The following is a 26,588-nucleotide window of genomic DNA, read 5'->3' on the forward strand; positions in this document are numbered from 1 at the left end:
CGGTTCAAGAGAGCATTATCGCAACAATTAAGAGATTAAGGGGTATCGGACGCTTAGCGACGGGGGGCTTGTGTCGCGACTGCGATACGCATGGTCAGGCGGCGCATTTCTTCCCACGGGTCTTGCTGACGTCCGCTGGGGTGCAGGCCTTTGATCAAACGGTCTATATCGTGTGCATGCAGAACCGAGGCAGGCCAGCTTTGAGGCGGGATGCGGTCCAAGGCCTGACGGACAAGTTTTTCGCGCGGGCCAAAAATGCGGTATTGGCGAAACAGGTTGGACAGATCCTGCCCTTGCTGACGCGCTTGTGACAAACGGGCCAAGGTACGTACTTCTTCGCCTACCGCCCACAGGACTAGGGGCAAGGCTTCGCCTTCTGCCTGCAAGCCATCGAGCACCGTCAGGGCGCGTTGGCTATGGCCGGCCAGCATGGAGTCGCGCAGATCAAACACACTGTAGCGAGCCACGTTCAGGACGGCGTTTTCCAGCTCTTCCTGGCTTAACTGGCCGGGAGGGTAAATCAGGGCCAGTTTCTGAATTTCCTGATGGGCCGCCAGGAGGTTACCTTCAACCTTGTCGGCCATCCATTCCAGACTATTGCGCTCCAGGCTTTGATCCTGGATTTTCAGACGCTGGGCAATCCAGCCTGCCAGGGAATTGCGGTTGATGGGTTGAATGTCAACCCAACAGGCCACTTGTTCCAGAGCCTGGCACCATTTGCTGTTGCGCGTGGCCTTGTCCAGGCGGGGAAGTTGAATCAGGAAACTGGTGCCATCCATTTGCCCGCCGCTGATCAGCTGACACAGCTTTTGCAGGGCATCACCGCCCGGCTTGCCGGGCTTGCCACTGGGAATGCTCACGTCCACCAGTTTCTGATCGCCAAACAGAGAGATGTTCTGGGCAACAGCAAACAGCTGCGACCAGTCTGCCCGCGCATCCAGCGTAAAGCTGCTGCGTTCGGTAAAGCCGTCCTGGCGGGCGCGGGCGCGCACGGCATCGGCGGCTTCAACCAGCAAAAGGGGTTCGTCACCAGACACCACATAAAGCGGTTGAAAGGCTGCGGATGGCGTGGCCAGTTCGCGCAGCAAGGTGTCGTGGTCGGCCCTGCGTCCCATCGTTACAGCGGCGCCTGTGGTCGGGTGGGCAGCAGTTCCATTTCTTCCATGGAGCTGGCTTCAGGCTGGCTGCTCATGAAGTGGTAGGCACTGGTGACGTCGGGCGAACTCAAGCGGCGCACGATGCGGTTGATCAGCGACTGTTCCATGTCACGGAAAATCATCTCGATTTCGCTGTCTTTGGCCTGGACGGCTTCGGCGTCATAAGGCACTTCACGCATCACGGTCAGTGTGGTGGGAGGCAGTACGGAGCGGCCTTTGGCATCGAGCAGTTCAAAGACAAAGGTCAGCTGCAGTTCGTACTCTTCCACCTGGCCCTTGGCGTTGATGGAGATTTCACGCTGATAACGGCTCAGCGAGACTTGCTGCAGGACTGCTTCCGCTTCTTGAGGACGCTCGACAAAGCGGCTTTGAGGCGAGCTGGCCAACAAGGCTCGACGCAGGTTCGCGCCAAAAGCGCTGTTGTCCGTAATATTGGTGTAAATCGTGTTGAACGGCAGCGGGGCCACCCCTTTCAGGTGGAAGCCACACGCTGTCAAAACAACACTGAGCAGGATGATCAAGCCCGCCAGTCCCCAGGACCTGGGTGCAGGAACAGACAAGGAGCCAGAAGGAAGCAGGCGGGCTACGTTCATGATTAACCTACGACGTTAACAAGTTTGCCAGGCACCACAATGATGCGCTTGGCGGGGCGGCCTTCCAGATACTTGAGCACAGCCGCATGGTCGGCTGCAGCTTGTTCAATGGCGGCTTTTTCCGCTCCTTGAGGCACGATCAGGGAGCCGCGCAGCTTGCCGTTGACCTGCAGCATCAGTTCCACTTCATCGGCAATCAGGGCTTGCTCGTCCACGACAGGCCATTGGGCATCCAGCATATCGCCTTGGCTCTCTGCCCAGCCCAGCTCGCGCCACAACTGCCATGTGATGTGAGGGACCACAGGGTACAGAACACGCAACAGGATGGACGTGGTTTCAGCCAGTGCACGTTGTGCGGCAGGCGTGTCTTCCCATTGAGTCTGCTCCAGGGTGTTGAGCATCTTCATGCAAGCCGACACGACCGTGTTGTACTGAATACGCTCGTAGTCGTAATTGGCCTGCTTGAGCAAGGAGTGAATTTCCAGACGAGTACGCTTGGCAGCGGCGTCCAGATCGCTCCAGTCGGTAGCCTGGGCGTTACCGGCACGCAGGGCATCGGCGTGGTTGTAGCAGAAGGCCCACAGGCGGCGCAGGAAGCGGTTGGCTCCGTCCACGCCCGAGTCCGACCACTCCAGTGTTTGCTCTGGCGGGCTGGCGAACATGATGAACAGGCGGGCGGTATCCGCGCCCATTGTGTCGATCAGGGACTGAGGGTCCACGCCGTTGTTCTTGGACTTGGACATGGTGCCAATGCCGTTGTACTGCACGGGCTGGCCATCGCTCTTTAAGCGGGCACCGATAATCGCGCCTTTTTCGTCGTAAACGTTTTCGACGGTTTCAGGCCAGAAGTATTCGATACCCCCTTGTGGGGTGCGGCGGGTGTAGCTGTGGTTCAGCACCATGCCCTGGCACAGCAGGCGGGTGAAGGGCTCATCAATCTTGACCAGGCCCATGTCGCGCATGACTTTGGTCCAGAAGCGGGCGTACAGCAAGTGCAGCACAGCGTGTTCGATACCACCGATGTACTGATCCATGGGCATCCAGTAATCGGTGCGTGGATCGGTCATGGAATCGTTCAGATTGGGCGTGGTGTAGCGCAGGAAGTACCAGGACGAGTCCACAAAGGTGTCCATGGTATCCGTTTCGCGACGTGCTGGTTTGCCACAAGAAGGGCAAGCGCACTTCAGGAAGGCTTCATGCTTGTTCAGCGGGTTGCCGCTGCCATCGGGAATCAGTTCTTCGGGCAGAACCACGGGCAGGTCTTTTTCTGGAACAGGAACCGGGCCGCAATCTTCGCAGTGGATGATCGGGATCGGGGTGCCCCAGTAACGCTGACGGGAAATGCCCCAGTCGCGCAGACGATAGGTAGTTTGTTTCTCGCCCAGTTCCTTGGCGTTCAGGTCTGCGGCAATGGCATCCACGGCCGCGACGTGCGTCAGGCCGTCGTACTTGCCGGAATTGATGGTTTGACCTTGCTGCTTGTCGCCGTACCAGTCTTGCCATTGGGTGGCGTCGTATTCCTTGCCTTCTACACCAATGACCTGATTGATAGGCAATTGGTATTTCAGGGCAAAGGCGAAGTCGCGCTCGTCGTGAGCAGGCACGCCCATCACGGCGCCGTCACCGTAGCTCATCAAGACATAGTTACCGACCCAGACAGGAACGTCCGCGCCCGTCAGGGGGTGCTTGACGGTCAGGCCGGTAGGCAGACCTTCTTTTTCGCGGGTGGCCATATCGGCTTCCGTGGTGCCGCCTTTCTTGCATTCTTCAATAAAGGCAGTCAGCTCGGGATTGTTGCGGGCAGCCAGGGCAGCCAGCGGGTGTTCAGGAGCAACCGCACAGAAGGTGACGCCCATGATGGTGTCCACGCGGGTGGTGAACACGTACAGACGACCGTCCTGAATCAGTTGGCCTTGCTCGTCACGAATATCGTGAGGGAAGGCAAAGCGTACGCCCTGGCTCTTGCCGATCCAGTTTTCCTGCATCAGGCGCACACGCTCGGGCCAGCCGGGCAGGCCGGTTTTCACGGTATCCAGCAGTTCTTCGGCGTAATCGGTGATGCGCAGGTAGTAGCCGGGGATTTCACGCTTTTCAACCAGCGCACCGGAGCGCCAGCCACGGCCTTCAATAACCTGTTCGTTGGCCAGAACGGTTTGGTCTACCGGGTCCCAGTTCACGGTCTGGGTCTTGCGGTAGGCAATGCCTTTTTCCAGCATCTTCAGGAACAGCCACTGGTTCCATTTGTAGTATTCGGGGTCGCAGGCGCACATTTCGCGCGACCAGTCGATAGCCAGACCCATCGCCTGCATCTGCTTTTTCATGTAGGCGATATTGTCGTAAGTCCACTTGGCGGGTGGAACCTGCGATTTGATGGCGGCGTTTTCGGCGGGCATGCCAAAAGCATCCCAGCCCATGGGCATGAGAACGTTAAAACCGCGCATGCGTAGCTGGCGCGCCATCATGTCGTTGATGGTGTAGTTGCGCACGTGGCCCATGTGTAGCTTGCCACTGGGGTAGGGCAGCATGGAGCATGCGTAAAACTTGGGTTTGAGCGAGCCATCCGGAGCGGTGGCGTTCTCGACGGCACGATAGGCGTCCCGATCGGTCCAGTTTTGCTGAGCGAGTTGTTCGACCTCGCTGGGGTTGTAACGTTCCTGCATGAGTGGCAATACCGTTTTAGACAGAAGTAAAGGAGTATCCGCCATTATACGGGGCAAATCTCGCTGTGGACGGCTGCAAGGTGGGCAGTGTGCATGAGCGTAATGGCAGACAGGAGGCAGGCCTGTCACAGCAGCCTGCAAAGGGCAAAAAAAACCCCTGCAGGGCAGGGGCTTTTTTGAAAACCAATCCGCTGCAGGAGCGGGCGCGAATTAACGCAGCTTGGTTTCTTTGTACTCGACGTGCTTGCGAACGACGGGGTCAAATTTCTTGATCACCATCTTTTCAGGCATGTTGCGCTTGTTTTTGGTGGTGGTGTAGAAGTGACCCGTACCGGCGGACGATTCGAGTTTGATTTTTTCGCGTATACCTTTTGCCATGATGAGCTCCTGGTTAAATGTTTAAGAAGCGCAGCTTAGTACTTTTCGCCGCGGGAGCGCATTTCGGCCAGAACGGAGTCGATACCGTTCTTGTCGATGGTGCGGATAGCGTTAGCGGAAACGCGCAGGCGAACCCAGCGGTTTTCACTTTCAACCCAGAAACGACGGGACTGCAGGTTTGGCAGGAAGCGACGCTTGGTCTTATTGTTGGCGTGCGAAACATTGTTGCCCGACATTGGGCCTTTTCCGGTCACTTGGCATACGCGTGCCATGGTCATACCCCTTGAGATCTAAATCAGCCTCCGCTAAACGAAAAAAGCCGCGGGCGATTGTAAAATTAGGATCGTGTTAACCCCAGTGCTGGGGTACAAAGAAGATTATTCTAATATGGAAAAATCACTTAGATCAAGTTTTACCGTGCTTTCCTCGCTGCATTGCGGCCAAACAGCCACGATAAGACGGCACAAGCGGCTAATACGGCGGTCAATGGCAAAGCATTGGACGAAGCCCAGCTGCTGACAGCAAAACCGGCCAAGGCACCGCAAAGCATTTGCAAGGCTCCCATCAGTGCGGAGGCCGTTCCCAGACGATGGCCTTGTTCAGACAGGGCCAGCGCGGCGGAATTGGGGTTTACAAAGCCCTGGCATGCCATGAAGCCCATGAGGGTCACCATCAGCCAGGTCAGGTCCAGTACGCCCAGCAGGGTCAAAATGGCACCCAGCAAGGTAAAGATCACTTGCAGGCCCTGTGCCACGCGCAGCAAAGTGGGTGGGCTGTAGGTATTGAGCAAACGGGCGCTGACTTGAGAGAAAACAATCAGACAGGCGGCATTGGCGCCAAAATAAAAACCGAAATGACGCGGCTCGACAGAAAACAAATCAATAAAGACGCGTGGCGATCCGGCGATATAGGCAAACATGCCCGCAGAACTGAAACCGGCAGCCAGGGAATAAAACATGAAGGGCCGGTCGTGCAGCAAGGCGCTGTAATTATGCGCAATCAGCTTGGGTTGCAGTGGCAGCACCCGTTCCGGGGCCAGAGACTCTTGCATGGTGAAAAAGGTCAGCAGCCACAGGAGTACGCCACAGCCTGCCATGAAGTAGAAAATGCCACGCCAGTCGCTAAACAGCAGGATCTGGCCGCCAATCAGTGGGGCCAGAATCGGCATGACACCCATGATCAGCATCAGCATGGACAGGGCGCGGGCGGCTTCACGGGTCTCGAAACGATCCCGGATCACGGCGCGGGGGATGGCCATGCCGGCGGCGCCACCAAAGGCTTGCACAATGCGCCAGACCGTCAGCTCATCAATATCGCTGGCACGGGCACAGAAAAAAGAAGCGGTGGTGAAAATCAGCACGCCCAGCAGCAAGGGCAGCTTGCGCCCGAAGCGGTCGGCCATCGGGCCGTAGACCAGTTGAGCCACGCCTACGCCCAGCAGGAAACCGGCCAATGTGCGCTCTACCATACCTGCCGAGGTGTTCAGGCTCTGGGCCATCGCCGGGAAGGCGGGCAGGTACATGTCAATGGCCAGAGGCCCCAGGGCGGTGAGCAGCCCCATCAAGATGAGCCAGGGGGGAAATGCAGGGGAGTGGTTGCGTGTCATCGGGCCAAGTATTAAGGTGGGGCAGATCCTGGCCAAGAGCCTGAAGCCGCAACCCCGCGCCGAGCATCAATGCAAACCGATGCAATGGGCCAAAGGCAGGCAGTTTAGCATGGGGCAAGGTCAAATCCGGCATAAGTGCTTTAGGTATGAAGCACATGATTCGTGACTTTGACGCAACGGATTCAAGGGCTGATTGTATTAGGCTACAGGATTGACGGCTTATGGGCGGTGTGTCGATTCAGGCGACACATTGTCATCTTTGTTTGTTTACATACAAGGAGGCGAAGTTGAGTTCCATTTCATCCATGGTCCAGGCCAAATTAGATCAACTCAGCGTCCCGGTTCGACTGACCTTGCCCAATGGGGAGCAAGTCGGTGCAGCCAACGCATCGGTTCATCTGACAATCAAAGACAATGCCACTTTGGCGCAACTGGCTGCCGGACAGTCCGGACAGTTGGGCGAGGCCTACGTGGAGGGGCGTATGGATTTTGAGGGGTCCATGCGGGATTTGATGCAACTGGCTGCCGATATCTTGCCAGGATCGCCGGTCGATGCGGCCCAGGCAGGCTGGCTGACCTCCATCATCAAGCACCTGACCTCCGTCTGGCGTCACTCCCAGGAAAAGGACGCCAAGCAGATCCAGTTTCACTACGACTTGTCGGACGACTTCTACGCCCTGTGGCTGGACCCGCGTCGGGTCTATTCTTGCGCCTATTATCGCGAGCCGGACATGACGCTGGCCCAGGCCCAGGAAGCCAAGCTGGATCACATTTGCCGCAAGCTGCGTCTGCAATCGGGCGAGCGCTTTCTGGATGTTGGGGCCGGGTGGGGCGGCCTGTTGATGTGGGCGGCCGAAAATTACGATGTGGATGTGACCGGCATTACCTTGTCCCGTAACCAGCATGCGTATGTGAATGGATTGATTGAGCAAAAGGGGCTGACGGGCCGGGCCCGCATGATGTTGCTCGATTACCGGGATCTGGATGAGCTCAAACCCTATGACAAGCTGGCCTCGGTGGGCATGTTCGAGCATGTGGGCCGCGCCCAGCTCAGTGCTTACTTTGACAAGCTGCGCCGTCTGGTCAAACCGGGTGGCCTGATCCTGAACCATGGCATTACCGCAGGTGGCGTGGACAATAGTCAGCTGGGCGCGGGTATGGGTGACTTTATCGAGAAATACATTTTCCCCGGCGGAGAGCTGACCCATATCAGCCATGTGTTGCGTCATCTGGCCGAAGGCGGTCTGGAGGGGCTGGATATCGAGAACCTGAGGCCGCACTATGCGCGTACCTTGTGGGCCTGGAGTGATGCTTTGGAAAGCCAGCTGGACAAGGCCAAGGCCACGCTGGATTCCGAGCAGGGACAAAAATCCCTGCGGGCGTACCGGGTTTATCTGGCCGGTTGCGCAATGGGCTTTGAGCATGGCTGGATTGCCTTGCATCAGGTTCTGGCACAGGCGCAAAGTGCGGGGCGCGCGCAAGAACTGGAGTATGCGCCCGACCTGGTATATCCATGGCGACGGGACTATATGTACCAGCGTTAAGCCACTGATTGGCAGGACAAATGACAAGGTTTCAGGCCTTGTCATTTGTCTTTCTGAGCTCGGTTTTTAACTTCCCCGATTAGCCTTGAATGATTAAGTAACAAAAAAAAGTTTGGAAAATCGCTAAAACCACGCCAAACAAGGCTTTTGTTGTGTTTTCGCCATTGACATATTCAGGATTTTTACTGGTTTTGTGCGGTAATAATTTGTTTTTGATTGCAAAGGCCCGTAGAATGGCCTCCTTGTCTGATTCATCAATTCGATCCAGAACCGCTCAAGCAGCGTGTTCTATTCGCACCAAATCATCGTCCCGCGCGGTGTAACCCTGGCCCAGCCGTTTTGTTTCGGTCAAGGCAGAGAACGGTAAAAGAAAGGGGCTCAGCCCCCCAACGCCGTTCCGGGTTTTTCGTGAGTGCCTGGCACTCGCTCTATACGTAGGTATGTATTGGCGATAAGAGCATCGTCTTCCGCACACCCCTTTAGCCTTGGCGCCGACTGATCATGCAGGACGCGTCCACAGTAACTCAAGGAGGAGCATCATGTCTTCATACTTCCCTCACGCCGGTGCCAAGTCGCGCTTGCACCGTTTTCCCCTGATTCAAGCCTCTGTGCTGGCCAGCGTTTTGCTGGGTTTGTCGTCCGCCGCGCAAGCCGCTGCCCCGGCTGCCTGCGAACTGGACCGCACTGTCCGCTTTGGCGGCATGAATTGGGAATCGAACCTGGTCCTGACTGAAGTCGAGCGTTTTATCGCCGACAAGGGTTATGGCTGCAAGACTGAGGTCATCTCGGTCGAGACGCTTCCGGCTTTGGCCGCATTGGAGCGAGGCGACCTGGATGTCAACACTGAAATCTGGCTCAACAGTGTGGCTGATCCCTGGAAACAGGCTGAAGCCAAGGGAAATGTAAAACGTATTGGCGATATTTATATGGGTGGCGAAGCCTGGTTCATTCCACGCTACACCGCCGAGCGCCTGCCTGAACTGAAGTCCGCTGCGGACCTGCCCAAGTTCAAAGATGAGTTCAAGGACCCGGAAGAGCCCGGCAAAGGCCGTTTCTATGGCTGCCCGGCAGGTTGGGGTTGTGAAGTGGTCAGTGGCAATCTGTTCAATGCCCTGAAGCTGGGCGATACCTATACCCTGTTCTCGCCCGGTACTGGCGCCACGCAGAAAGCAGCACTGACTTCTGCTTACCAGCGCAAGGAAAACGTGGTGTTCTACTACTGGTACCCTACACCGTTGGTGGGCTCCATGGATCTGGTCAAGCTGGAACTGCCAGCTTATGACGAGAAAAAGCACGGGTGTCTGACTGACCCCAATTGTGCCAATCCAGAGCCTAGCGACTACCCTGAAAACCCGGTGTTCACTGCCGTGAATACGGAGTTCTCCAAGCAGGCTCCCGAACTGACGGCTTTCCTGGCCAATGTCAGCATCCCTCTGGAACTGATGAACGACACCATGGCCCACATGGAAAAAACCGAGGGCGAGCCCGAGGATGTGGCGAACTGGTTCCTGAAAGAGCATGAGGACACCTGGACCAAATGGGTGCCCATGGAAGTGGCTCAGCGCGTAAAAGCCGCTCTTTAGTATTCGTGTAGTTGTAGGGCGAGGCCGGCCTCGGTTCCTGCACCCCATGTGGGTGCGGGCACTGAGCCGTACCTCGCTTTTCTGCCTGGCCACCCTGTGGTCGGCAGGCTCATGGCCGGGCGGCACGCCCGCGCCGCACGCACGAGTTTTACGGAGTGTTTTTTATGTTTCCTGAGTTGATTGATCCGCGCGCCTTACGTTTGCCCATCGATCAGTTCGTGGGTGATCTGGTGGCCAATTATTCCAGCACCTTGCGCGCCATGACCCAGCCTTTGCTGGACATGCTGGTCTTTATGGAGTCCATCCTGCGCAGCAGCCCCTGGTGGGCCGTCGTGCTGGTGGTGGTCGTGCTGGGCTGGGTTGCCAGCCGTCGCGTCCTGTTTTCCGTGGCCATGGGAGCCATGTTGTTTGTCATCGGCTTGATCGGCCTGTGGGATGCAGCCATGCAGACCCTGGCGCTGATGATCGTGGCCGTTTTCCTGTCTGTGCTGATAGGCATACCGTTGGGCCTGTTGATGGCCAGCTTCAACTGGCTGCGTCGCATCATGATGCCGGTGCTGGACGTGATGCAAACCATGCCCAGCTTTGTGTATCTGATCCCGGTGGTGATGCTGTTTAACCTGGGCAAGATCGCCGCCCTGATTGCCACCATTATTTATGCTATTGCGCCGGTGATTCGCCTGACCGATCTGGGTATACGCCTGGTCGACAGCGAAGTGCTGGAAGCCTCGCGCTCCTTCGGGTCCAACCGTTGGCAGCAGCTCTACGGCGTGCAATTACCTCTGGCCATGCCCAACATCATGGCCGGTATCAACCAGACAACCATGATGGCCCTGGCCATGGTGGTGATCGCCTCCATGATTGGTGTGCGGGGGCTGGGCTACGAAGTGCTGCAAGGCATTAACCGACTGCAAGTGGGGCGTGGTCTGATGGCCGGTTTGGGTATTGTGCTGCTGGCGATCCTGTTTGACCGTATTACGCAAGAGTTCGGCCGTCGCTTTCAGACACGGGAGGCCTCATGAGCAAGATTGAAGTTCGTAATATTTACAAGATCTTTGGCTCCCAACCCGAGCGCTGGCTGGAAGAAGCTCGTAACGGCGTTCGCAAGGATGAGCTGCTGGCCAAGAGTGGCCATACATTGGGCCTGCGCGATATCAGCCTGTCCATTGAGCACGGCAGTATTTACGTCATCATGGGTCTGTCCGGTTCGGGCAAGTCCACCTTGATCCGCCACTTCAACCGTTTGATTGAACCGACTGCCGGGCAAATTCTGGTGGATGATGTGGATGTGATGAGTCTGGACGGCAAGGCGCTGATGCAGTTCCGCCAGCAAAAGATCAGCATGGTCTTTCAGCGCTTTGGCCTGTTTCCGCATCGTACGGTGCTGGAAAATGCGGCTTATGGCCTGCAGGTGCAGGGCATGGGTCGTGCCGCCCGCGAGGAAAAGGCCACTTACTGGCTGGAGCAGGTGGGTCTGCAGGGGTTTGAGAAACAGTACCCTCATCAGTTGTCTGGCGGTATGCAGCAGCGCGTGGGCCTGGCTCGAGCCTTGGCCACCGACGCGGACATCCTCTTGATGGACGAGGCTTTCTCGGCTTTGGATCCGCTGATTCGACGCGAAATGCAGGATCAGTTGCTGGAGCTGCAAGCCCGTTTGAACAAGACCATTGTGTTTATTACGCATGATCTGGACGAAGCTCTGCGCCTGGGTAACCGGATTGCCATTCTGAAAGATGGCGAGTTGATCCAGGAGGGTTCGCCCGAAGATATTCTGCTGTCACCCGCCAGCGATTATGTGCAGGCTTTCTTGCAGGATGTGAACCGCAGCAAGGTGCTGAATGCCGCCCATGCGGTGCGCGATTCCAGCAAGACATTGACCTTCACCATGCGTACCCGTGCTGTTCACGCGCTGGAGCGCTTGAGCGAACGGGGTGTGCGTTATGCGCCTGTGCTCGATGGCAAGCGCCTGGCCGGTGTCTTGATGCGTTCCAGTGCTCAGGAAGCGGTGCAGCAAGGCGCACGGGATATCTCCGGCTTTGTGGATGAAATGAGTTCGGTTCCCGCCACCATGGGGCTGGATGAAATCCTGGGGCAATTGCTGCGCAGCAGCGAACCTTTGGCTGTGACTGGCGAGAACGACGAGTTCCTGGGCCTGCTCTCACGCAGCAAGGTTGTGGATCTGGTCAGCCCGCTGATTGATGCGGTGGAGGAATCGCCGGATGCGGCTGCAGAGTCGACTCCGGATGATACGGCCAAGATCGTGGAAGCCATTGAAGGCAGTAAGCCTGCTGCCTGAGTTTCCTTGTCTTGGTAAGGCGATAAAGAAAATGGGACCAGTTGAATAACTGGTCCCGTTTTTTTTTATATGTTTGCGCTTTGAGGATTTGCCGTATTTTGGCCTTGGGATTTTGAGCCTGAGCAAAGAGCGAAAGGGGACAGGGTAGCCAGTACCGGGGCGTCTGAGTTTGCCGTGGACTGAGCGAGTGCCAGTGCCCCAGGTCTGGCTTATTGGGACGCCTGCGTCTTGCGCCTTGCCGGATTGTAGATACGCAAAATATGTACGTACCAGAACAGCAGCAGCAATGCCGAGGCTCCCAGACCCAGGCTGGACATGGTCCACAAGCTGGCTGCCCCTACTGGCGCTCCCGGTGCCAGCCACTGAATGACTCCTTCCAGCGATCCGGCGGCAGGCCCGAAGCCCAGCCACCAGCCACCGCCCAGCCCCAGCACGCTCAAGGCAAAAAATTGCAGCAGCATGGGGACAAAAGCCACTTTATATGCACGCAGCAAATAGGAAATCAGGCACTGGAACGCATCGAAAAAGTGGAAGAAAGGCAGCAGTTGCAGCAACAGCAAAGCCCGCAGTGCTACGTCGGCATCATCGGTGTAGGCGTTGGCCAAAGTCGGGCGCAGCAGCACCAGCAGGGTAATGGTTAAGGTCGCCCCCGCCAGCACGATCCCCAGGCTCAACATCCCCACCTGCCGGGCGCGATGATATTGCCCGGCCCCAATCGCTTGCGCACTGACGGAAGCAGCGGCAACGCCCACGGCCATAGGCACCATGAAGCAGACGGCGGCCAGATTGGCCATGATCTGGTGCGCACCCGATGCAAAGACCCCTTCACGGGCAACCAGCAAGGCCATGAAACTGAAGGCGCAGATCTCGATCAGATAGGAGCCGCCCATAGGCAGACCCAGACGCAGCAGTTCTTTTTGAGCCGCCCAGTTGGGCAGCCCCAGTCGCAGCGTGAAAGGTTTGTAGTAGCGGTCGGTGCGCAGCAGCCACAAGCCGGCTGCCAGCATCAGCCAGGACACCACGGTCGTGGCCAGGCCGGAACCGACAGCCCCCATGGCTGGCAAACCGAATTTGCCGAAGATCAGCACCCAGTTGAACAGAGCCTTGAAGGCCACGCTGAACAGGTTGATCAGCATGACGGCCTTGGGGCGGGAAGTTGCCGTGCCCAGGCAGTAAATCGTTCGGAATACCAGGGCGGCAGGCAGGGCCAGAATCAGGCTGCGCAAATACCAGGTCACCCGGTCGTGAACCTCAGGGCTCAAATCGCCCGACCAGCGCAGCCAGATATTGGGAAAGGCCAGCGCCAGGGTGCCGATCAAGGTCAGTAAAAGGGCCAGCCATACGCCTTGCCCCCACCAGCGGCCCACTTCTGTCAGGCGGCGCGCGCCAAATTGCTGCGCAATGATAGGAATCAGGGCGTGGGTGACACCCATCAAGCCAATAAAAACGGTGATGTAAATGGATACGCCCAGGCCCATGGCCTGCAGGTCGATCGGGCTGCTGTGGCCGACCATAACGGTATCCAGAACACCAAAGGCGATACCCGCCCAGGAACCGACCAGCACCGGCCAGGCCTGACGCAGGATCTGACCTGCCTGGCCTTTCCAGTTGTGATGAAACACGGAGGACATGATTGAAACTTACTGAGCTTGCACTCGCAGCAGACGGAAAGCCTCGTGACGATCTGGCCCGCGTTTGCCTTGCCAGAGCTGGACCGCATTATCGGGAATGGGGGCCTTGCCATCTTGCAGGTCGCGCAGGGAGAACTGTTCCAGCACCAAAGAGCAGCGGTTGTCGAAATTGATATTGATGTTGTTGAACACCAGGAAGGAGGCACGTTGCCCCGAACCCAGGCCCCAGGAGCGCAGGCACTCGCCGGGCTGTTTGTGTACGCGCAGGGCGGCGGACAGTTCGCCGGAGACATCACGGTAACTGCGTACGTAGTCCAGCGAGGGCATCCACAAGGTCACCAGCAAGAGCCAGGTGGTGATCAGACCACCTGCAGACAGGACGGTGCCACGCAGCAGCCCGGGAGGGTTGGTGGACAAGCGCCAGCGTACCAGGGCAATCCAGGCGACAGTACCCAGCACGGCAATAATCATGACCGGCCAGGAGATGAAGGTGTCATAGCCTTGTGTCTGGCGGGCAATATTGTGCGAAATCTGGCGTGGCCATCCGGTTTGCTGAGCAAACCAGCCCAGCCATACGGTTGCCGCCGTCAGCGAGAAACACATGATGGCAAACCAGTCCAGCGTATTGATGACGCCACGGCGCAGGGTGGGCAGCGAGAAAGCAGCCAGGATGGCGCAAGGCACGACCAGCAAGGCGTATTCGGGCTCGAAGGCATCGCGCATGAACAGCAGGCTGAACAGCGGCACCAGAAAACTGATGGCGGGCACGTAAATATGTGGCGCCTTGAACCAGCTGCGCCATTGCCACAGCGCCAGCAGTGCCAAGGGCCAGATGGGCCAGAGGAACCACAGCAGGTCACGCAGATTATTCAGTTGTTCCTTGAAACCAGCCCAGCCCCAGGCAGCCAGATGCCACAGACGCCATTGTTCGGTCCAGTACACGCTGACACGCTTGGCCGGAATCCACCAGGCCATGATGATGGCCAGGGTCAGCACAGCGCTCAGGGCCAGCCATTGGCTGTGCTGGCGCAAGGGGCTGCGCGGAATGAAACACAGCGCGGTGGCCAGCATGATGGGGCCCGCACCCAGCCAGCCGCGGGTCAGAAAGCAGGCACCCAAAGACAGGCCCAGCATGATCGCGCCCGAGGCAGGGCGGTCGAACATGCGCACCAGACTGTACAAGGCCAGTGCCTGAAAAGCGATGATGGCCGGCACTTCCGAGGTTTCATGCATGCGCCAGATGATGCCAACCGTGGCTACTGTCAGCAGCAAGGTGGCATCGGCAATCATGCGGCCATAGGCGGTGGGAGAGGGCTCGCCCCCAAAGGGCAGGCGCAGCGGCTGGGCTTCAGGACGACGGGCCAGCCAGTAGGCACTGTGCCAGACCGAGGCCGCCAGCATGCCGAACCACAGTAAATTGGGCAGGCGGGACGCCACAATATTGGCGTTCAGCTCGGAGGTGAACAGCTTGAGCAGCGGCGCAAACAGTGTAATGAACAGCGCACCCAGCCAGGTCGTCAGCGGCCCATCCTGGGCGTGCGCCAGGTCGCCTACCTGCGGCAACAGCAAGGCCTGACCGCTGGGATCAGACAAAGCGGTAAGCATGGTCGCAAGCCCGATGACATCGTCTGCCTTCCAGGGATCACGGAAAAACAGACCCGCAAGAATGTAAATTGTCCCCACAACAAGCAGGACCAGTCGGGGAAGTTTGACGGCAGCGGTAGCAGTCAGGCGGGCAGGGGTGGAGGTGGGTATGAGGCTGGATGACACGTCTAGGGTAAAACAGTCTGTTGATTCGCCCTATCTTAATGCAAAGGGGGCGCCTTGGCCGGGAAATGTACGGTAAAAAAAAGGCAGCCGAAGCTGCCTTTTTTGCGCTGAACGCGGTATGTCGCGAAAGAGAGCTTATTCGCCTTTCTTGACGGTACCAGCCGTACGGGCAAAACGGGCGCGGAATTTTTCAACGCGGCCAGTTTCCACGATACGGGTTTGAGCGCCCGTGTAGAAGGGGTGCGACTCGGACGTCACGTCACACTTGAACAGCGGGTAAGTCTTACCGTCTTTTTCGGTGGTTTCGCGAGTCTGGACAGTGGAACGGGTGATAAAGGAGTTGCCCGTTTGCAGGTCCAGAAACACCACGTCACGGTATTCTGGGTGAATGCCTTCTTTCATGATGATTCCTGTTTTGACAAATAAGGACCGCCAGCAAGGCACGTATTTACAAAAATAAAGCTGCACAGGGCAGATTTTCAGTCTTGTAAGTACCGGCACTAAAAAGCTAGAGGGCTGTTTTTTTAACCGGGTTTGGATTTTTTTAATCCCGCCCGATTGAATAATGCCTAAAGACTTTTTGCCACGTATCCGATGAAGCCTGAAATTTTAGCATCGAGCCGCCGCTTTTCAAAGAAAACTCCGTACGAGCGCGGCACAAGTGCAACAGGATCTGGTTCGCTGGCGGGTAGGCAGGCCCCGAAAACGGCCAGTTTGCCGGCTTTTTCGGGGCCCTGGTCCATGATTGGCAAGGCGCTCAGGTGGCTTGCCTGCGCTTGCGGAAAGACAGAATCCAGATACCGACGGCCAGTTCCAGCGCCGCAATAATCCATAAACCGCTTTGGAAATTGCCGCTGGCGTCTTTCAGAGCGCCCAACATGAAGGGAGCGCCGAAGCCGGCCAGATTAGCGACGGAGTTGATGAAGGCCACACCAATAGCGGCTGCCGAGCCAGCCAGTACGGCATTAGGTAACTGCCAGTACACCGGAATGCAACCCATGGTGCCGGACACGGCCACAATCAGGCTGATAAAAGCCAGGGTCGTATTGTTGCCCAGGAACAGACCCACACCAGCCAGACCGGTTGCGCCGATGATGACGGGAATACCTGTGTGCAGACGGGCTTCGCGGCGACGGTCGGCACTAAAGCCCAGTGCCAGCTGGAAGATGGCCCCAAATACATAGACCAGACCAACCAGCAAGCCCACCTGTAGCGGATCGGTCGGGCCCAGCGAGCGCACCAGGGTGGGCGCAAAAAAGGCCAGTGTGGAGTTCGCGGCCACGATGCCAAAGAACATCAGGGTCAGGGTCCACAGATCGGCATTGCCCAAGGCTTTCTTGAAGCTGTGCTCGCGCGGGCCTGCGGCCTTGGCGTCCAGCACCAGCTCCTGTTTGATCAGGTCCTTCTCACGCTGGCTTAACCAGCTGGCTTTTTCCGGGCTGTCCACAATGAACATTACCGCCAGAATGCCTGCGAAAATTGTCGGCAGGCCTTCCAGCAAGAATAGCCATTGCCAACCGGACCAGTCATTGACGCCATCCAGACGCGTCATGATGAAACCGGCCAGCGGTGCGCCCACAACCGAGGCCACCGCCGAGGCGGAAATAAACACCGCAAAAGCTTTGGCGCGACGATGGGCTGGGAACCAGAAGGTCAGGAACAGCAATACGCCGGGCTGGAAACCTGCCTCAAAAGCGCCCAGCAAAAAACGCATCACATAAAAGTAGGCGGCTGTTTTGGTAAACATCATCAGCACGCAGATCAGGCCCCAGCCAAAGGCAATACGGGCCAGGGTCTTGCGTGCACCAATACGCAGCAGCAACCAGTTGCTGGGCACTTCAAAAAAGAAGTAGCCCAAAAAGAAAATACCGGCACCGATGCCGTAAACCGTTTCGGAAAACCCCAGCTCGGGCTGCATTTGCAGCTTGGCAAAACCAATGTTGAGCCTGTCTATCCAGGCCAGCATCCAAAGCAAGAAAATGAAGGGCAAAATGCGCCACATCACTTTCTTGTAAATCTGATCCAGTTCCTGCTTGCTGGCGGACGGGGCCTGGGCTCCGTCCCCAAGGGTGCTGCTTGTCATGGGGTGTCTCCTTGTGTGGTACCGCGTGTTATGGCTGATCTGGGGGCAGGCGCTCGGCCATGAGCTCGCAGGCAGCAATGATGGGATTGATCACCGGCACAGCCAGCCGGCTTTGCAGCGCTTGTGCGCTTTGAGCCAGTGGGCCACCGCCGATGATGACGGCGCGAGCACCGTCTTGTTCGATACATGCCACGACACTGTCGGCCAGTTCCTGATCCTGACGTTCAGGGGCCTGGGCCAGATCCAGGGGGGCGGTAGGGGTCAGGCGCAGGCCGGAGAACTGGTCGCTCCAGCCGTAGCGCTGTACCTGGTCCAGAATGGATTGCTCCAGGCCGGGTGTCGTGGTGGCAATGCCAAAAGGGCTGCCTGCTCGGGCGGCCTGCATCATGGAAGCCTGGCCTATGCCGATGACGGGCACCGTTACGTGCTCAGCCAGGACTTGCAAGCCGGGATCACCAAAAGCACCGACGATGACGCCATCAGCGTCCTGTGCCTGTGCCAGCACCAGCGGGTGCCTGGCCATGGTGGCGGCCTGCTCCAGCTCCTTCATTTCGGTCAACATGCCCGGCCCTTCGGGGGCAGTCAGCCCGCGGACCTGGATATCGCTGCGCTGCAGGCTCTGGAAGCAAGCCTGGGCAAGGGCAACCATCATGTCAGTGGTGGGACGGGAAGTATTGGGGTTGATGAGCAGTACGGTATGAGACATAAATACAGGGGCCGCCGTAACGCGGCTTATCAAGTGAATCAGGTATCCAGGGGGCGGCCAAAGGTTTCGGGCGCCAACTGCAGGACGGCGGCAAAGGTGACATACATGCCAGCCATCAAGGTGAACATGCCGGCGACACCATAGCCTTCCAGCACCCAGCCGCTAAGCGTAGGGATAAATGCACCCGCCAAGGTACCCAATGCCAGAATGAAGGCGGTGCCAAAGGCGCGGACGCGCGTGGGATATAGCTCAGGGGAGAAAATCCAGATCGTGGTGTTCAGCAGCAGTACGCAGAACTGGAAGGCCGCACCGAACAGCAGCACCAGATAAATATTGAAGCTCAGAAAGCCAAAGGCCAGACCACTGGCGCAGGCCAGCAAGGCCCCCAAGGTGAAGACGCGTTTGCGAGGCACGCGAGAGCCCAGGTACGAGGCAGTCAGGGCACCCAGCAAGCTGCCTGACTGCATCAGGATGGTGAAGGTATAGCTTTTCACCAGGGAGTAGCCTTGTTCTACCAGCAGAGTCGGCATCAGGGTCAGCACCGTCAGTTGTGCGCCGTAGGTCATGCACACGGCAATGCCGGTAACCAGCGTGCGCATGGCCAGCGGGCCCTGGAAAATCTCGCTCAAGCGTACGCGCTCTGCTTTTTGCGCTTGCGGGCCGCTGTGCAGATAAGGGTAGGGGTTGGCAACGTGGCGGCCCAGCTTGCCCGAGGCCAGAATATTCAAAACCTGATTGGCCTCGTCGATACGCCCTTGCGATACCAGAAAGCGAGGTGTTTCAGGAATGTAGCGACGGTAGAACAGCACCATGAAGGCGGGCATGACCAGCAGGCCAAACACCCAGCGCCAGCTCTCGGGGCCGGGAAAGAGGGTAAAGACCAGCAAGCCAAAGGCCGGAGCCAGCATATTGCCCAGACCACCACCCGCGACGTTGATCGTGCCGACGGCGGTGCCGCGAAAGCGCGAGGAGCAGAACTCGGCCAGCATGGTGACGGCAATCGAGATCTCGCCACCCAGACCAAAGCCGACAATCATGCGACCCAGGCCCAGTACCCAGTAGCTGGGGGCCAGGGCGCAGATCAGCGCGCCCAACGTGAACAGGGCCAGATTGATGGTCAACATGACGCGGCGACCATAGTGGTCGGCGATATAGCCGGACAGCAAGCGCCCCAGGGCCGCAGCGGCAAAGGTCAGGGTGTTCAGAAACCCGACATCGCGAGGCGTCAGCCCCCAATGTTCCTGAAGAAGCGGACCGACCAGGCCCACGGCATTTTGCTCCAGCACGTCAAACAGCACGCCCAGCAAAATCAGGGCCAGCACTTTGCGGTGCGAGTTGGTGACGCCTATGGTCTCCAGCGAGTTTTCCAGTTGCTGCTGAACCGTGTGGTTGTTGGCCGTAGAACTGGCCTGTGCCTGCCTGGTGTTGGCCGGCAAGGTTTGCTGCTTGCTAGACATGGTTTCTCCTCGTTTCAGGACATGCAGGGCACGTCCGCCCATGACATTATTTTTTCAGCCATTATTGGTATGAAAAAATATTTTCAAAACTAGGGTTAACGAGAAAGATTTTGCAGGACTTTAAGTTGGATTGATTAATCGATTGATATAAAAGGAGTTTTAATAAAAAAAGGATCATCGCATTTTGCATATGATCCTTATTCGATTCCTGGGATAGCCGCTGGCAGCCTGACTTGGGCGGAGCTGATTTGCCTTGGCTGCAGGAGGAGCGGGCGGGTTTGTGGTGCCAGTCTCAGCGACCTACAGCTCCAGAAAACTGTCGTGGAAAGCTTCCACCATGCCTAGATGGCGACGTCCGGCCGGACCGGCCTGATCCATTACCTGGCTCAGAATCAAATGGCATAAGCCGATCACTGCCACGTGGTTGTCCAGGACACCGGGTGACTGGACATCACATCGCAACGTCCAGCGACAGGCGCTTTTCTCGGCGCTGAGTTGATCGGTAATATGCAGCACATTCGGGTTCAGCTGAGCCATTTGACCAATAAGCTGATCCATATTGCGCACCCGGCGACGCAGGGCAAAGATCACCACCACATCCTCGGCGTGTATGCCGGCCAGATGCTCTCCCATGGTTTCACCAGGACCGGGAATCAGTTGAGCTTCTGGGACGATTTGCAGCAACTGCCAGCGAAAGTAGTTGGCCAGGGCGTGGCTGGAGCGAAACCCCAGCACCCACACTTTCCGCGCAGCCAGAATGGCCTGGGCGATCTCTTGCAGCAGCGAGTCGGGAATGCGTCTGTAGGTAGAGGCCAGATTGTTCTGGCTCTGTTGCAGCTGCGTGGCCAGTGAGCGTTCGGCTTCTGTCTCGGTCGCGGCCAGCAGCAGGGGGGAGCCGGCTTTCTTTTCAGAGCGCACTTGCTTGCGGGCCGCTTCGTAATTGCTATAGCCCAGGCGCCGAATAAAGCGGGTAACCGTAGCGTTGGATACATGGGCCAGAGACGCCAGCTCAGACGCGCTGTAGCCGGCCAGATCGCCTGGGAAATCCAGGGCAAATTCCGCCAGACGTCGCTCTGATGGGGATAGATCGTGAAGAATGTCACGTACGCGTCCAACAAAGGACTTCACGGCGGGATCAGACATGGCGCTCCGTACTCTTGTAGTGTGTTCTGGATTTTACGGGGAAGCTCATGGAACTGTATCAAAAATCCGGCAGTTTCCGCCGGGCCGAATGGTTTACAGATCCCCGCGCTCGGCCATGGAGACAGTCTGGCTGGGCGTGACGATAATGTGGTCCAGCAAGCGTATGTCTACCAGAGCCAAGGCCTGCCGTATGTGCCGGGTCAGCCGTATATCGGCAGCGCTGGGATAGGCCGCGCCGGAAGGATGGTTGTGCGCCAGAATGATGGCGCAACTGTGGTGACGCAGGGCGGCGCGCAGAATCTCCCGGGGGTAGACCGAGGCTTGGTTCACCGTTCCCCGGCTGATTTCCTCGGCGCAGATCAGTCGCAGCTGATTGTCCAGAAACAGGGCCAGGCAGTGCTCCACGGGTAAGTGTCCGATATGGGCCAGACAATATTCGCGTACCTTGTCTGCCTGGTTCAGGACTGGCAAGTCAGTGAGCGACTCCAGGGCACAGCGGCGTTGCAGTTCCCGGATAACCAACAGTTCCGCGCATTTGGCCGGGCCGATTCCGTCCAGTTGGCGCAGGGCAGACGCATCGGCCGATAATAATCCTTTGAGTCCGTTAAAATGGTCCAGCAACATCTGGCCCAGCTCGACAGCATTGCGCTCGCGTGTACCGGTGCGCAGGACAATACCCAGCAGTTCCGGGGTGCTCAGACAGGCAGGGCCGTGCGCCAACATGCGCTCACGGGGCCCTTGGCGGCGTAAAGTGGATGTGGCCATAAGAAACGCTAAAATGCGGTAATTGAATGATTTTCTATAGTGAGCGATCGTGAGTAACTCTGCTAGTTCCGAGCTTGGAATTGTCCGTCAGGATTCCTACCTGACTTTGCACTATCGTATAGAGCTGGCCAGTGGCCCGGCGGCAGGCTCTGTGTTTGCGGATACCTTTACGGGCCGCCCGGCGACCTTGCAACTGGGCAATGGTCAGTGGGCTCCTGGCATGGAAGAGAAATTGCTGGGGCATCGTGAAGACGAGCGCTTTCAGCTCGACATCACCCCTGAAGATGCTTACGGCGCCCGTAACCCGGACCTCTTGCAGCGCATCACTCGCGAAATGCTGGCCAGCAATGCCGCCGAAGGCGTGGAGTTCGTACCCGGTGATATGGTGGAGTTTGCCGCCCCTAATGGCAGCCGCTATTCGGGTGTACTCAAGGAAATCGACGACAAGACGGCCTTGTTCGATTTCAACCATCCTTTGGCCGGCGTGGCCTTGCGCCTGGATGTACATATTTTGGGGATTCTGTAATGAGTCAAGCTACTCCCGTTCAGAACGCTGAGGTTGTTCTGGCCCAGCCCCGTGGATTCTGTGCTGGGGTCGACCGCGCGATTGATATTGTCGAACGCGCCTTGGAATTGCACGGCGCACCGATTTACGTGCGTCATGAAATCGTCCATAACCGTTACGTGGTCGAAGACCTGCGCAACAAAGGGGCGATCTTTATTAAAGAGCTGGACGAGGCCCCTTCGGGTGCGATCGTGATTTTCTCGGCTCACGGCGTCTCGCGTCAGGTGCGTGACGATGCCGAAAAGCGTGGCCTGAAAGTGTTTGATGCCACATGTCCGCTGGTGACCAAAGTGCATATCGAGGTCTCTCGCATGCGGGCCGAAGGCCGGGAGATCATCATGATTGGTCATGTCGGTCACCCTGAAGTCGAGGGCACCTTGGGGCAGGCCGATGGCGGCATGTACCTGGTGGAAACGCCCGAGGACGTCGCCGATCTGAAAGTGGCTGATCCCGACAAGCTTGCCTTTGTGACGCAAACCACCTTGTCCGTGGACGATGCGGCGGTGGTGGCCCAGGCCTTGCGTGAACGCTTCCCCAATATCGTGGAACCCAAGAAAAGCGATATCTGTTACGCCACACAGAACCGTCAGGATGCGGTCAAGATCATGGCTCCACAGTGTGATCTGGTCCTGGTGGTGGGCAGTACCAACAGCTCGAACTCCAATCGTTTGCGCGAAGTGGCCGAACGCAAGGGCGCGGAAGCTTATCTGCTGGATAAACCGGAAATGATTGATCCGGCCTGGCTGGTCGGTAAAAAGCGCGTGGGTGTGACGGCCGGTGCGTCGGCACCGGAAGTTCTAGTGAATCAGGTGATTCAGCGCTTGCAGGAACTGGGCGTAGGCAAAGTGCGGGCCCTGGATGGTGTGGAAGAAAACATTGCCTTCCCGCTGCCTCGAGAGCTGTCGCGCAAGATTGAAAGCCTGAACAAATAAAAAAACGAATTTTGCAGGGTGGACAGGAGACAAGATGATTTTGTATAGCTACTTTCGCAGTTCCGCCGCTTACCGGGTACGGATTGGTCTGAACCTCAAGGGTCTGGATTACCAGATCAAGCCTGTTCATCTGCTTAAAGATGGCGGTCAGCAGCATCAGCCGGATTATGTGCAGATCAATCCAGTGCAGTTGCTGCCTGCATTGGACGATGATGGCCTGATCATTACGCAATCCCTGGCCATTCTGGAATATCTGGACGAACGCTATCCCGAGCTGCCTTTGCTGCCCAAGGCCTCCGCAGAGCGGGCATGGGCACGCTCCATGGCTCAAACGGTGGCTTGCGATATTCACCCGCTGAATAATCTGCGCGTGTTGCAGTATTTGAAAAACGAACTGCACGCCGAAGAGGATGCTCGCAATCAGTGGTACCGCCATTGGGTCCAGGTAGGGCTGGAGGGTCTGGAGGCCCTGGTGCAGCGTCATGGCAAAAAGGATCATCCCTTTATCTTCGGTGATACCCCCGGTGTTGCTGAAATTTGCCTGATTCCCCAGATGTTCAATGCGCGTCGCTTTGAAATCGATCTGAGCGCGTTTCCCCGCCTGTTGGCCGTCGAAGAGAAGTGCCTTGAGCTGTCCGCTTTCCAGGAAGCCGCTCCCGACCGTCAGCCCGACGCCGCTTGAGCATCAGCATGAAGGCGGCCCGGACTTGGGCCGACCAGAACCCACCCGCCGGACAGGCGGGTTTTTCTTGCCCCGTTTCAGCCTGTTCAATTGCGGTGGGGGCGTAAAGGATGAGACATGAATATTGGTTTTTGTGGTTTGGGCCGTATGGGACAACCGATGGTGCGCCGTTTGCTGAATGCCGGCCATCAGGTTCGTATCTGGAATCGCTCCAAGGACAAGGCGCAGGCCTTGATTGAAGCGGGTGCCCGCTGGTGCGATACCCCGGCACAGATGGCCGAGCAATGCGAGGCCGTGTTCTTGTGTGTATTCGATGCGCAAGCGGTGCACGATACTGTTCTGGGCGAGCAGGGCCTGTCCACTGTGCAGGGAGCCTTGCAGATTGTGGTGGACCATTCCTCGATTCCACCTCAGGCCACACGCGAGATGGCTGTCCAACTGCAGCAGCGTTGCGGGGCGGATTGGCTGGATGCTCCTGTCTCGGGGGGAGTCGGCGGAGCTGAGCAAGGCACCTTGGCCATCATGGTGGGTGGAGCGGCGGCGCAGCTGGAACGGGTACGCCCCGTGCTGGCGGCGTATTCGCAGCGCGTCACCTTGATGGGGGCAGTAGGGGCTGGCCAAGTAACAAAGTTATGCAATCAGACCATTGTGGCCACCACCTTGACTGCAATTGCCGAGGCATTGAGCCTGGCCAATGACAATGGGGTGGATGCCTCCAAAATCAGTGAAGCCCTGGGGGGCGGCTGGGCGGATTCGATTTTGCTGCAATTGTTCGTGCCGCGCATGACCCGGCAGGACAATCAGGTAAAGGCGTCGGTAGATACCATGTTGAAGGACTTGAATACGGTGGCGGGGCTGGCCAGTGTCAGTCATACCAGCATGCCGGTGGCTCATGCGGCCCAGCAAACCTATCGTGCAGCCCATCGCTTGGGTTTGGGTGAAGAAGATGTCGCCCGCATTACGCAAGTGAATAGTTACAATTACGGGGAATAAACTACCATCAGTCAAACTTAGTTTCGGTATTATGTCGGCTATTTGAAGTTGGGACTGTAGGTCTACAAAAGGGAAGTCATGAAGAAAAGTACAGGGCTGGTCACACTGGTTGTCGTGTTAGCGGCCGCATATGGCGGTTCGACTTGGTACACCGGTAAGAAAACTGAAGCGCTGGTGGGTGAGAAAGTGGCCCAGTTCAATACTCTGGCTGCCGAGCAGATGCAGCAAATGGGCATGAGCGAGTCGGTCGTCATGAATGTGGTGGACTACCAGCGTGGCGTGTTTTCTTCTACCGCTCGCTACACCATCACCATCAAGCCTTCCGACGCTGAAGAGAAGCCTCTGGAGCTGACTTTTGATGACAAGATCAGCCACGGTCCTTTGCCTGTGTCGGCAATGGCTCTGGGTAAATTCACCCCTGTTGCCGCCTTGTCGCACAGCACCTTGGTCAAGACCAAGGATACGGAAGGCTGGTACAAGCTGACTGGCGACAAGACCCCTTTGTGGGCAGACAGCCTGGTTGGTTTTGACGGTGCCGTGGACTCCAACGTGCACTTTGAAGCCATCAAGCACCAAGGCGACGAAATCAAAGTGGATTTCAGCGGTGGTCAGCTGCGCACCAAGGCTGGTGGCAAGAGCAAAGATATTGTCGTGACCGGCAGCTTCCCCAAGCTGTTCGTTGATGACATCAGCGACGATCCATTGAAGCTGGAAGCCTCCAACTTCGTGGTGGACTTCAAGCAAGATGGCGACATCAACGTGAACGGCACCCAGGTCGGCAAGCTGAGCGTCGATGGCGTGAAGATGCAAACGGCCGAGACTGATGGCATCACCTTCAAGCAGATCGCCATCAACTCCGATGCGGTGACCAAAGACTCCATCAGCGATACCAAGGTTGTCTACGCGCTGACCGATCTGGTGTTTGAAGACAAGGTCAAGCTGGGTTCGGTTGAACTGTCGATGAATTTTGATCGTGTGTACGCACCCGCTATCTCCGCGCTGTCCAAGCTGATCTCCGATTCCAATCTGCAAAACGATATGGATTCGGTTGATGGCCCAACGGCTCAGAAGATGATGGAACTGGTTTTGCAAGCACTGGAGCACAAGCCTGTGCTGCGTGTTGAGCCTCTGCGTTGGTACACGGCTGCTGGCGAGTCCAAAGCCACGTTGCGTGTGGACTTCCAAAAGCCTGATGCGACGTTGCAAGAGCTGCAAACCAGCCCCGAGATGTGGATCGAAGCCATTCCTGCTGCTCAGCTGGATCTCCTGATCTCCAAACCCATGCTGCGTGGTCTGGCTGCCGATATGGACAAGGCTGAAGGCCTGTCGCCTGAAGAAGGCAATGCTGCCATGCTGGACATGATTCTGGACGCTGCTGTGGCTCCTTACGCCGAGTCCAATATGGTCAAGAATGACGAGAACGGCATCTCGACCGCTATCAAGTACGATGGCAAGGATCGCGTGTTCGACATCAACGGCCAGCGCTTCACTTCCGAGCAATTGCTTGGTCTGGTCCTGATGGGCATGATGTAATTCGTCTGGGCCTGGTCCAGCGTAAAGCCCACCGAAATTCGGTGGGCTTTTTTTTACCGCCGGGCAGCAAGCCAAAGGCGCAGCGTGGGGGCTTTTAATATTTAATCAGGGAAGGGAGCCGGATTTTATGGCCAGCTTATCGGATCAGCTGTCTCGGCTGGTGTACAGCACGGAGCAAGGACGCATGTGTCCGGATTGCGGGCAGCCGCAAAACCAGTGCCGTTGCGAAGAAAACAGGCGCGAACACGCTTTGTCTCAGGCTCAGGGGCCGGTGCGCTTGAGTCTGGAAACCAAGGGACGAAAAGGGAAGGGCGTGACCGTGGTATCGGGCCTGGTGATGCCGCAAGAGCAGCTCAAGGCGCTGGTCAAGGAATTGAAGAACGCCTGTGGAGCGGGCGGGACGCTGAAAGAGGGAACGCTGGAGATTCAGGGTGATCATCGAGCCGTTGTGCAGGCGCGCCTGGAACACAACGGCTTGACGGTCAAGCGGGTCGGCAGACCCTGACGGGAC

24 protein-coding genes are annotated in these 26,588 nt (G+C 57.5%); 10 read left to right on the forward strand and 14 right to left on the reverse strand.

Annotation, left to right across the window (positions count from 1 at the left end):
- Positions 1-53: 53 nt before the first annotated feature.
- The 6 genes from holA to Q9R35_RS01605 all read right to left on the reverse strand — a co-directional run bounded on the left by holA (position 54) and on the right by Q9R35_RS01605 (position 6,349).
- Entirely contained in the window at positions 54-1,115 is a 1,062-nt protein-coding gene (gene holA, locus Q9R35_RS01580; RefSeq protein ID WP_236779624.1) for a DNA polymerase III subunit delta, read from the reverse strand.
- Between the two features lie 2 nt (positions 1,116-1,117).
- A complete protein-coding gene (gene lptE, locus Q9R35_RS01585; RefSeq protein WP_283738317.1) occupies positions 1,118-1,750 on the reverse strand; it encodes an LPS assembly lipoprotein LptE in 633 nt (210 codons plus the stop codon).
- Positions 1,751-1,752: 2 nt separating this feature from the next.
- On the reverse strand, positions 1,753-4,410 hold the full coding sequence (gene leuS, locus Q9R35_RS01590; RefSeq protein WP_042482016.1) for a leucine--tRNA ligase: 2,658 nt from the start codon (positions 4,408-4,410) through the stop codon (positions 1,753-1,755).
- A gap of 210 nt (positions 4,411-4,620) precedes the next feature.
- The gene (gene rpmG / locus Q9R35_RS01595) at positions 4,621-4,788 is read right to left on the reverse strand and encodes a 50S ribosomal protein L33 (RefSeq protein ID WP_003802781.1); all 168 of its coding nucleotides are present in this window, start codon (positions 4,786-4,788) and stop codon (positions 4,621-4,623) included.
- A gap of 35 nt (positions 4,789-4,823) precedes the next feature.
- Complete coding sequence (gene rpmB / locus Q9R35_RS01600; protein ID WP_003802782.1) at positions 4,824-5,060, reverse strand: 50S ribosomal protein L28; 237 nt, start codon at positions 5,058-5,060, stop codon at positions 4,824-4,826.
- A gap of 140 nt (positions 5,061-5,200) precedes the next feature.
- Positions 5,201-6,349: a Bcr/CflA family multidrug efflux MFS transporter gene (locus Q9R35_RS01605; protein ID WP_311219253.1), complete on the reverse strand. Its 1,149-nt coding sequence runs from the start codon at positions 6,347-6,349 to the stop codon at positions 5,201-5,203.
- A 350-nt stretch (positions 6,350-6,699) separates the two neighbouring features.
- Between Q9R35_RS01605 and Q9R35_RS01610 the strand changes: the two genes are divergently transcribed.
- From Q9R35_RS01610 to Q9R35_RS01625, 4 genes are all read left to right on the forward strand, one after another.
- A complete protein-coding gene (locus Q9R35_RS01610; protein ID WP_042482015.1) occupies positions 6,700-7,938 on the forward strand; it encodes a class I SAM-dependent methyltransferase in 1,239 nt (412 codons plus the stop codon).
- A 539-nt stretch (positions 7,939-8,477) separates the two neighbouring features.
- Entirely contained in the window at positions 8,478-9,521 is a 1,044-nt protein-coding gene (locus tag Q9R35_RS01615; protein ID WP_231691406.1) for an ABC transporter substrate-binding protein, read from the forward strand.
- A gap of 164 nt (positions 9,522-9,685) precedes the next feature.
- Positions 9,686-10,543 (forward strand): proline/glycine betaine ABC transporter permease, encoded by an 858-nt coding sequence (locus Q9R35_RS01620; protein WP_042482011.1) that lies wholly within the window; start codon positions 9,686-9,688, stop codon positions 10,541-10,543.
- Complete coding sequence (locus Q9R35_RS01625) at positions 10,540-11,817, forward strand: glycine betaine/L-proline ABC transporter ATP-binding protein (RefSeq protein WP_042482009.1); 1,278 nt, start codon at positions 10,540-10,542, stop codon at positions 11,815-11,817. Before Q9R35_RS01620 ends, Q9R35_RS01625 begins: the two co-directional genes overlap by 4 nt.
- A gap of 209 nt (positions 11,818-12,026) precedes the next feature.
- Here the strand turns inward: Q9R35_RS01625 and Q9R35_RS01630 are convergent, their stop codons facing one another.
- From Q9R35_RS01630 to radC, 8 genes are all read right to left on the reverse strand, one after another.
- Positions 12,027-13,448, reverse strand: a complete 1,422-nt coding sequence (locus tag Q9R35_RS01630) for an MATE family efflux transporter (RefSeq protein ID WP_311219254.1) — start codon at positions 13,446-13,448, stop codon at positions 12,027-12,029.
- 9 nt (positions 13,449-13,457) lie between these two features.
- Positions 13,458-15,218 (reverse strand): glycosyltransferase family 39 protein, encoded by a 1,761-nt coding sequence (locus Q9R35_RS01635; RefSeq protein WP_125303357.1) that lies wholly within the window; start codon positions 15,216-15,218, stop codon positions 13,458-13,460.
- A 135-nt stretch (positions 15,219-15,353) separates the two neighbouring features.
- The gene (locus tag Q9R35_RS01640) at positions 15,354-15,620 is read right to left on the reverse strand and encodes a type B 50S ribosomal protein L31 (RefSeq protein ID WP_003802796.1); all 267 of its coding nucleotides are present in this window, start codon (positions 15,618-15,620) and stop codon (positions 15,354-15,356) included.
- Between the two features lie 355 nt (positions 15,621-15,975).
- On the reverse strand, positions 15,976-17,301 hold the full coding sequence (locus Q9R35_RS01645) for an MFS transporter (protein ID WP_063690873.1): 1,326 nt from the start codon (positions 17,299-17,301) through the stop codon (positions 15,976-15,978).
- Positions 17,302-17,329: 28 nt separating this feature from the next.
- Positions 17,330-18,007 carry an aspartate/glutamate racemase family protein gene (locus Q9R35_RS01650; RefSeq protein ID WP_042481995.1) on the reverse strand — a complete coding sequence of 226 codons (678 nt, stop codon included), beginning with the start codon at positions 18,005-18,007 and terminating at the stop codon, positions 17,330-17,332.
- A gap of 38 nt (positions 18,008-18,045) precedes the next feature.
- The gene (locus Q9R35_RS01655) at positions 18,046-19,464 is read right to left on the reverse strand and encodes an MFS transporter (protein ID WP_311219255.1); all 1,419 of its coding nucleotides are present in this window, start codon (positions 19,462-19,464) and stop codon (positions 18,046-18,048) included.
- A 300-nt stretch (positions 19,465-19,764) separates the two neighbouring features.
- The gene (locus Q9R35_RS01660; RefSeq protein ID WP_042481993.1) at positions 19,765-20,607 is read right to left on the reverse strand and encodes a MurR/RpiR family transcriptional regulator; all 843 of its coding nucleotides are present in this window, start codon (positions 20,605-20,607) and stop codon (positions 19,765-19,767) included.
- Between the two features lie 93 nt (positions 20,608-20,700).
- Complete coding sequence (gene radC, locus Q9R35_RS01665; RefSeq protein ID WP_042481991.1) at positions 20,701-21,372, reverse strand: DNA repair protein RadC; 672 nt, start codon at positions 21,370-21,372, stop codon at positions 20,701-20,703.
- A 49-nt stretch (positions 21,373-21,421) separates the two neighbouring features.
- On the opposite strand from radC, the gene Q9R35_RS01670 reads away from it, so the two are divergent.
- The 6 genes from Q9R35_RS01670 to Q9R35_RS01695 all read left to right on the forward strand — a co-directional run bounded on the left by Q9R35_RS01670 (position 21,422) and on the right by Q9R35_RS01695 (position 26,582).
- Positions 21,422-21,898 (forward strand): peptidylprolyl isomerase, encoded by a 477-nt coding sequence (locus Q9R35_RS01670; RefSeq protein ID WP_223254057.1) that lies wholly within the window; start codon positions 21,422-21,424, stop codon positions 21,896-21,898.
- Complete coding sequence (ispH, locus tag Q9R35_RS01675; RefSeq protein WP_042481988.1) at positions 21,898-22,869, forward strand: 4-hydroxy-3-methylbut-2-enyl diphosphate reductase; 972 nt, start codon at positions 21,898-21,900, stop codon at positions 22,867-22,869. The genes Q9R35_RS01670 and ispH overlap by 1 nt, the downstream gene beginning before the upstream one ends.
- A gap of 34 nt (positions 22,870-22,903) precedes the next feature.
- Positions 22,904-23,551 carry a maleylacetoacetate isomerase gene (maiA, locus tag Q9R35_RS01680; protein WP_042481985.1) on the forward strand — a complete coding sequence of 216 codons (648 nt, stop codon included), beginning with the start codon at positions 22,904-22,906 and terminating at the stop codon, positions 23,549-23,551.
- Between the two features lie 117 nt (positions 23,552-23,668).
- Positions 23,669-24,544 carry an NAD(P)-dependent oxidoreductase gene (locus tag Q9R35_RS01685; RefSeq protein WP_042481983.1) on the forward strand — a complete coding sequence of 292 codons (876 nt, stop codon included), beginning with the start codon at positions 23,669-23,671 and terminating at the stop codon, positions 24,542-24,544.
- 78 nt (positions 24,545-24,622) lie between these two features.
- Entirely contained in the window at positions 24,623-26,077 is a 1,455-nt protein-coding gene (locus Q9R35_RS01690) for a YdgA family protein (RefSeq protein ID WP_311219256.1), read from the forward strand.
- 127 nt (positions 26,078-26,204) lie between these two features.
- Positions 26,205-26,582 carry a hypothetical protein gene (locus tag Q9R35_RS01695; RefSeq protein ID WP_042481979.1) on the forward strand — a complete coding sequence of 126 codons (378 nt, stop codon included), beginning with the start codon at positions 26,205-26,207 and terminating at the stop codon, positions 26,580-26,582.
- Positions 26,583-26,588: the final 6 nt, after the last annotated feature.

The sequence above is a fragment of the Alcaligenes sp. AB3 genome, assembly GCF_031844565.1.
In the GTDB taxonomy this organism is placed as follows: domain Bacteria; phylum Pseudomonadota; class Gammaproteobacteria; order Burkholderiales; family Burkholderiaceae_B; genus Alcaligenes; species Alcaligenes faecalis.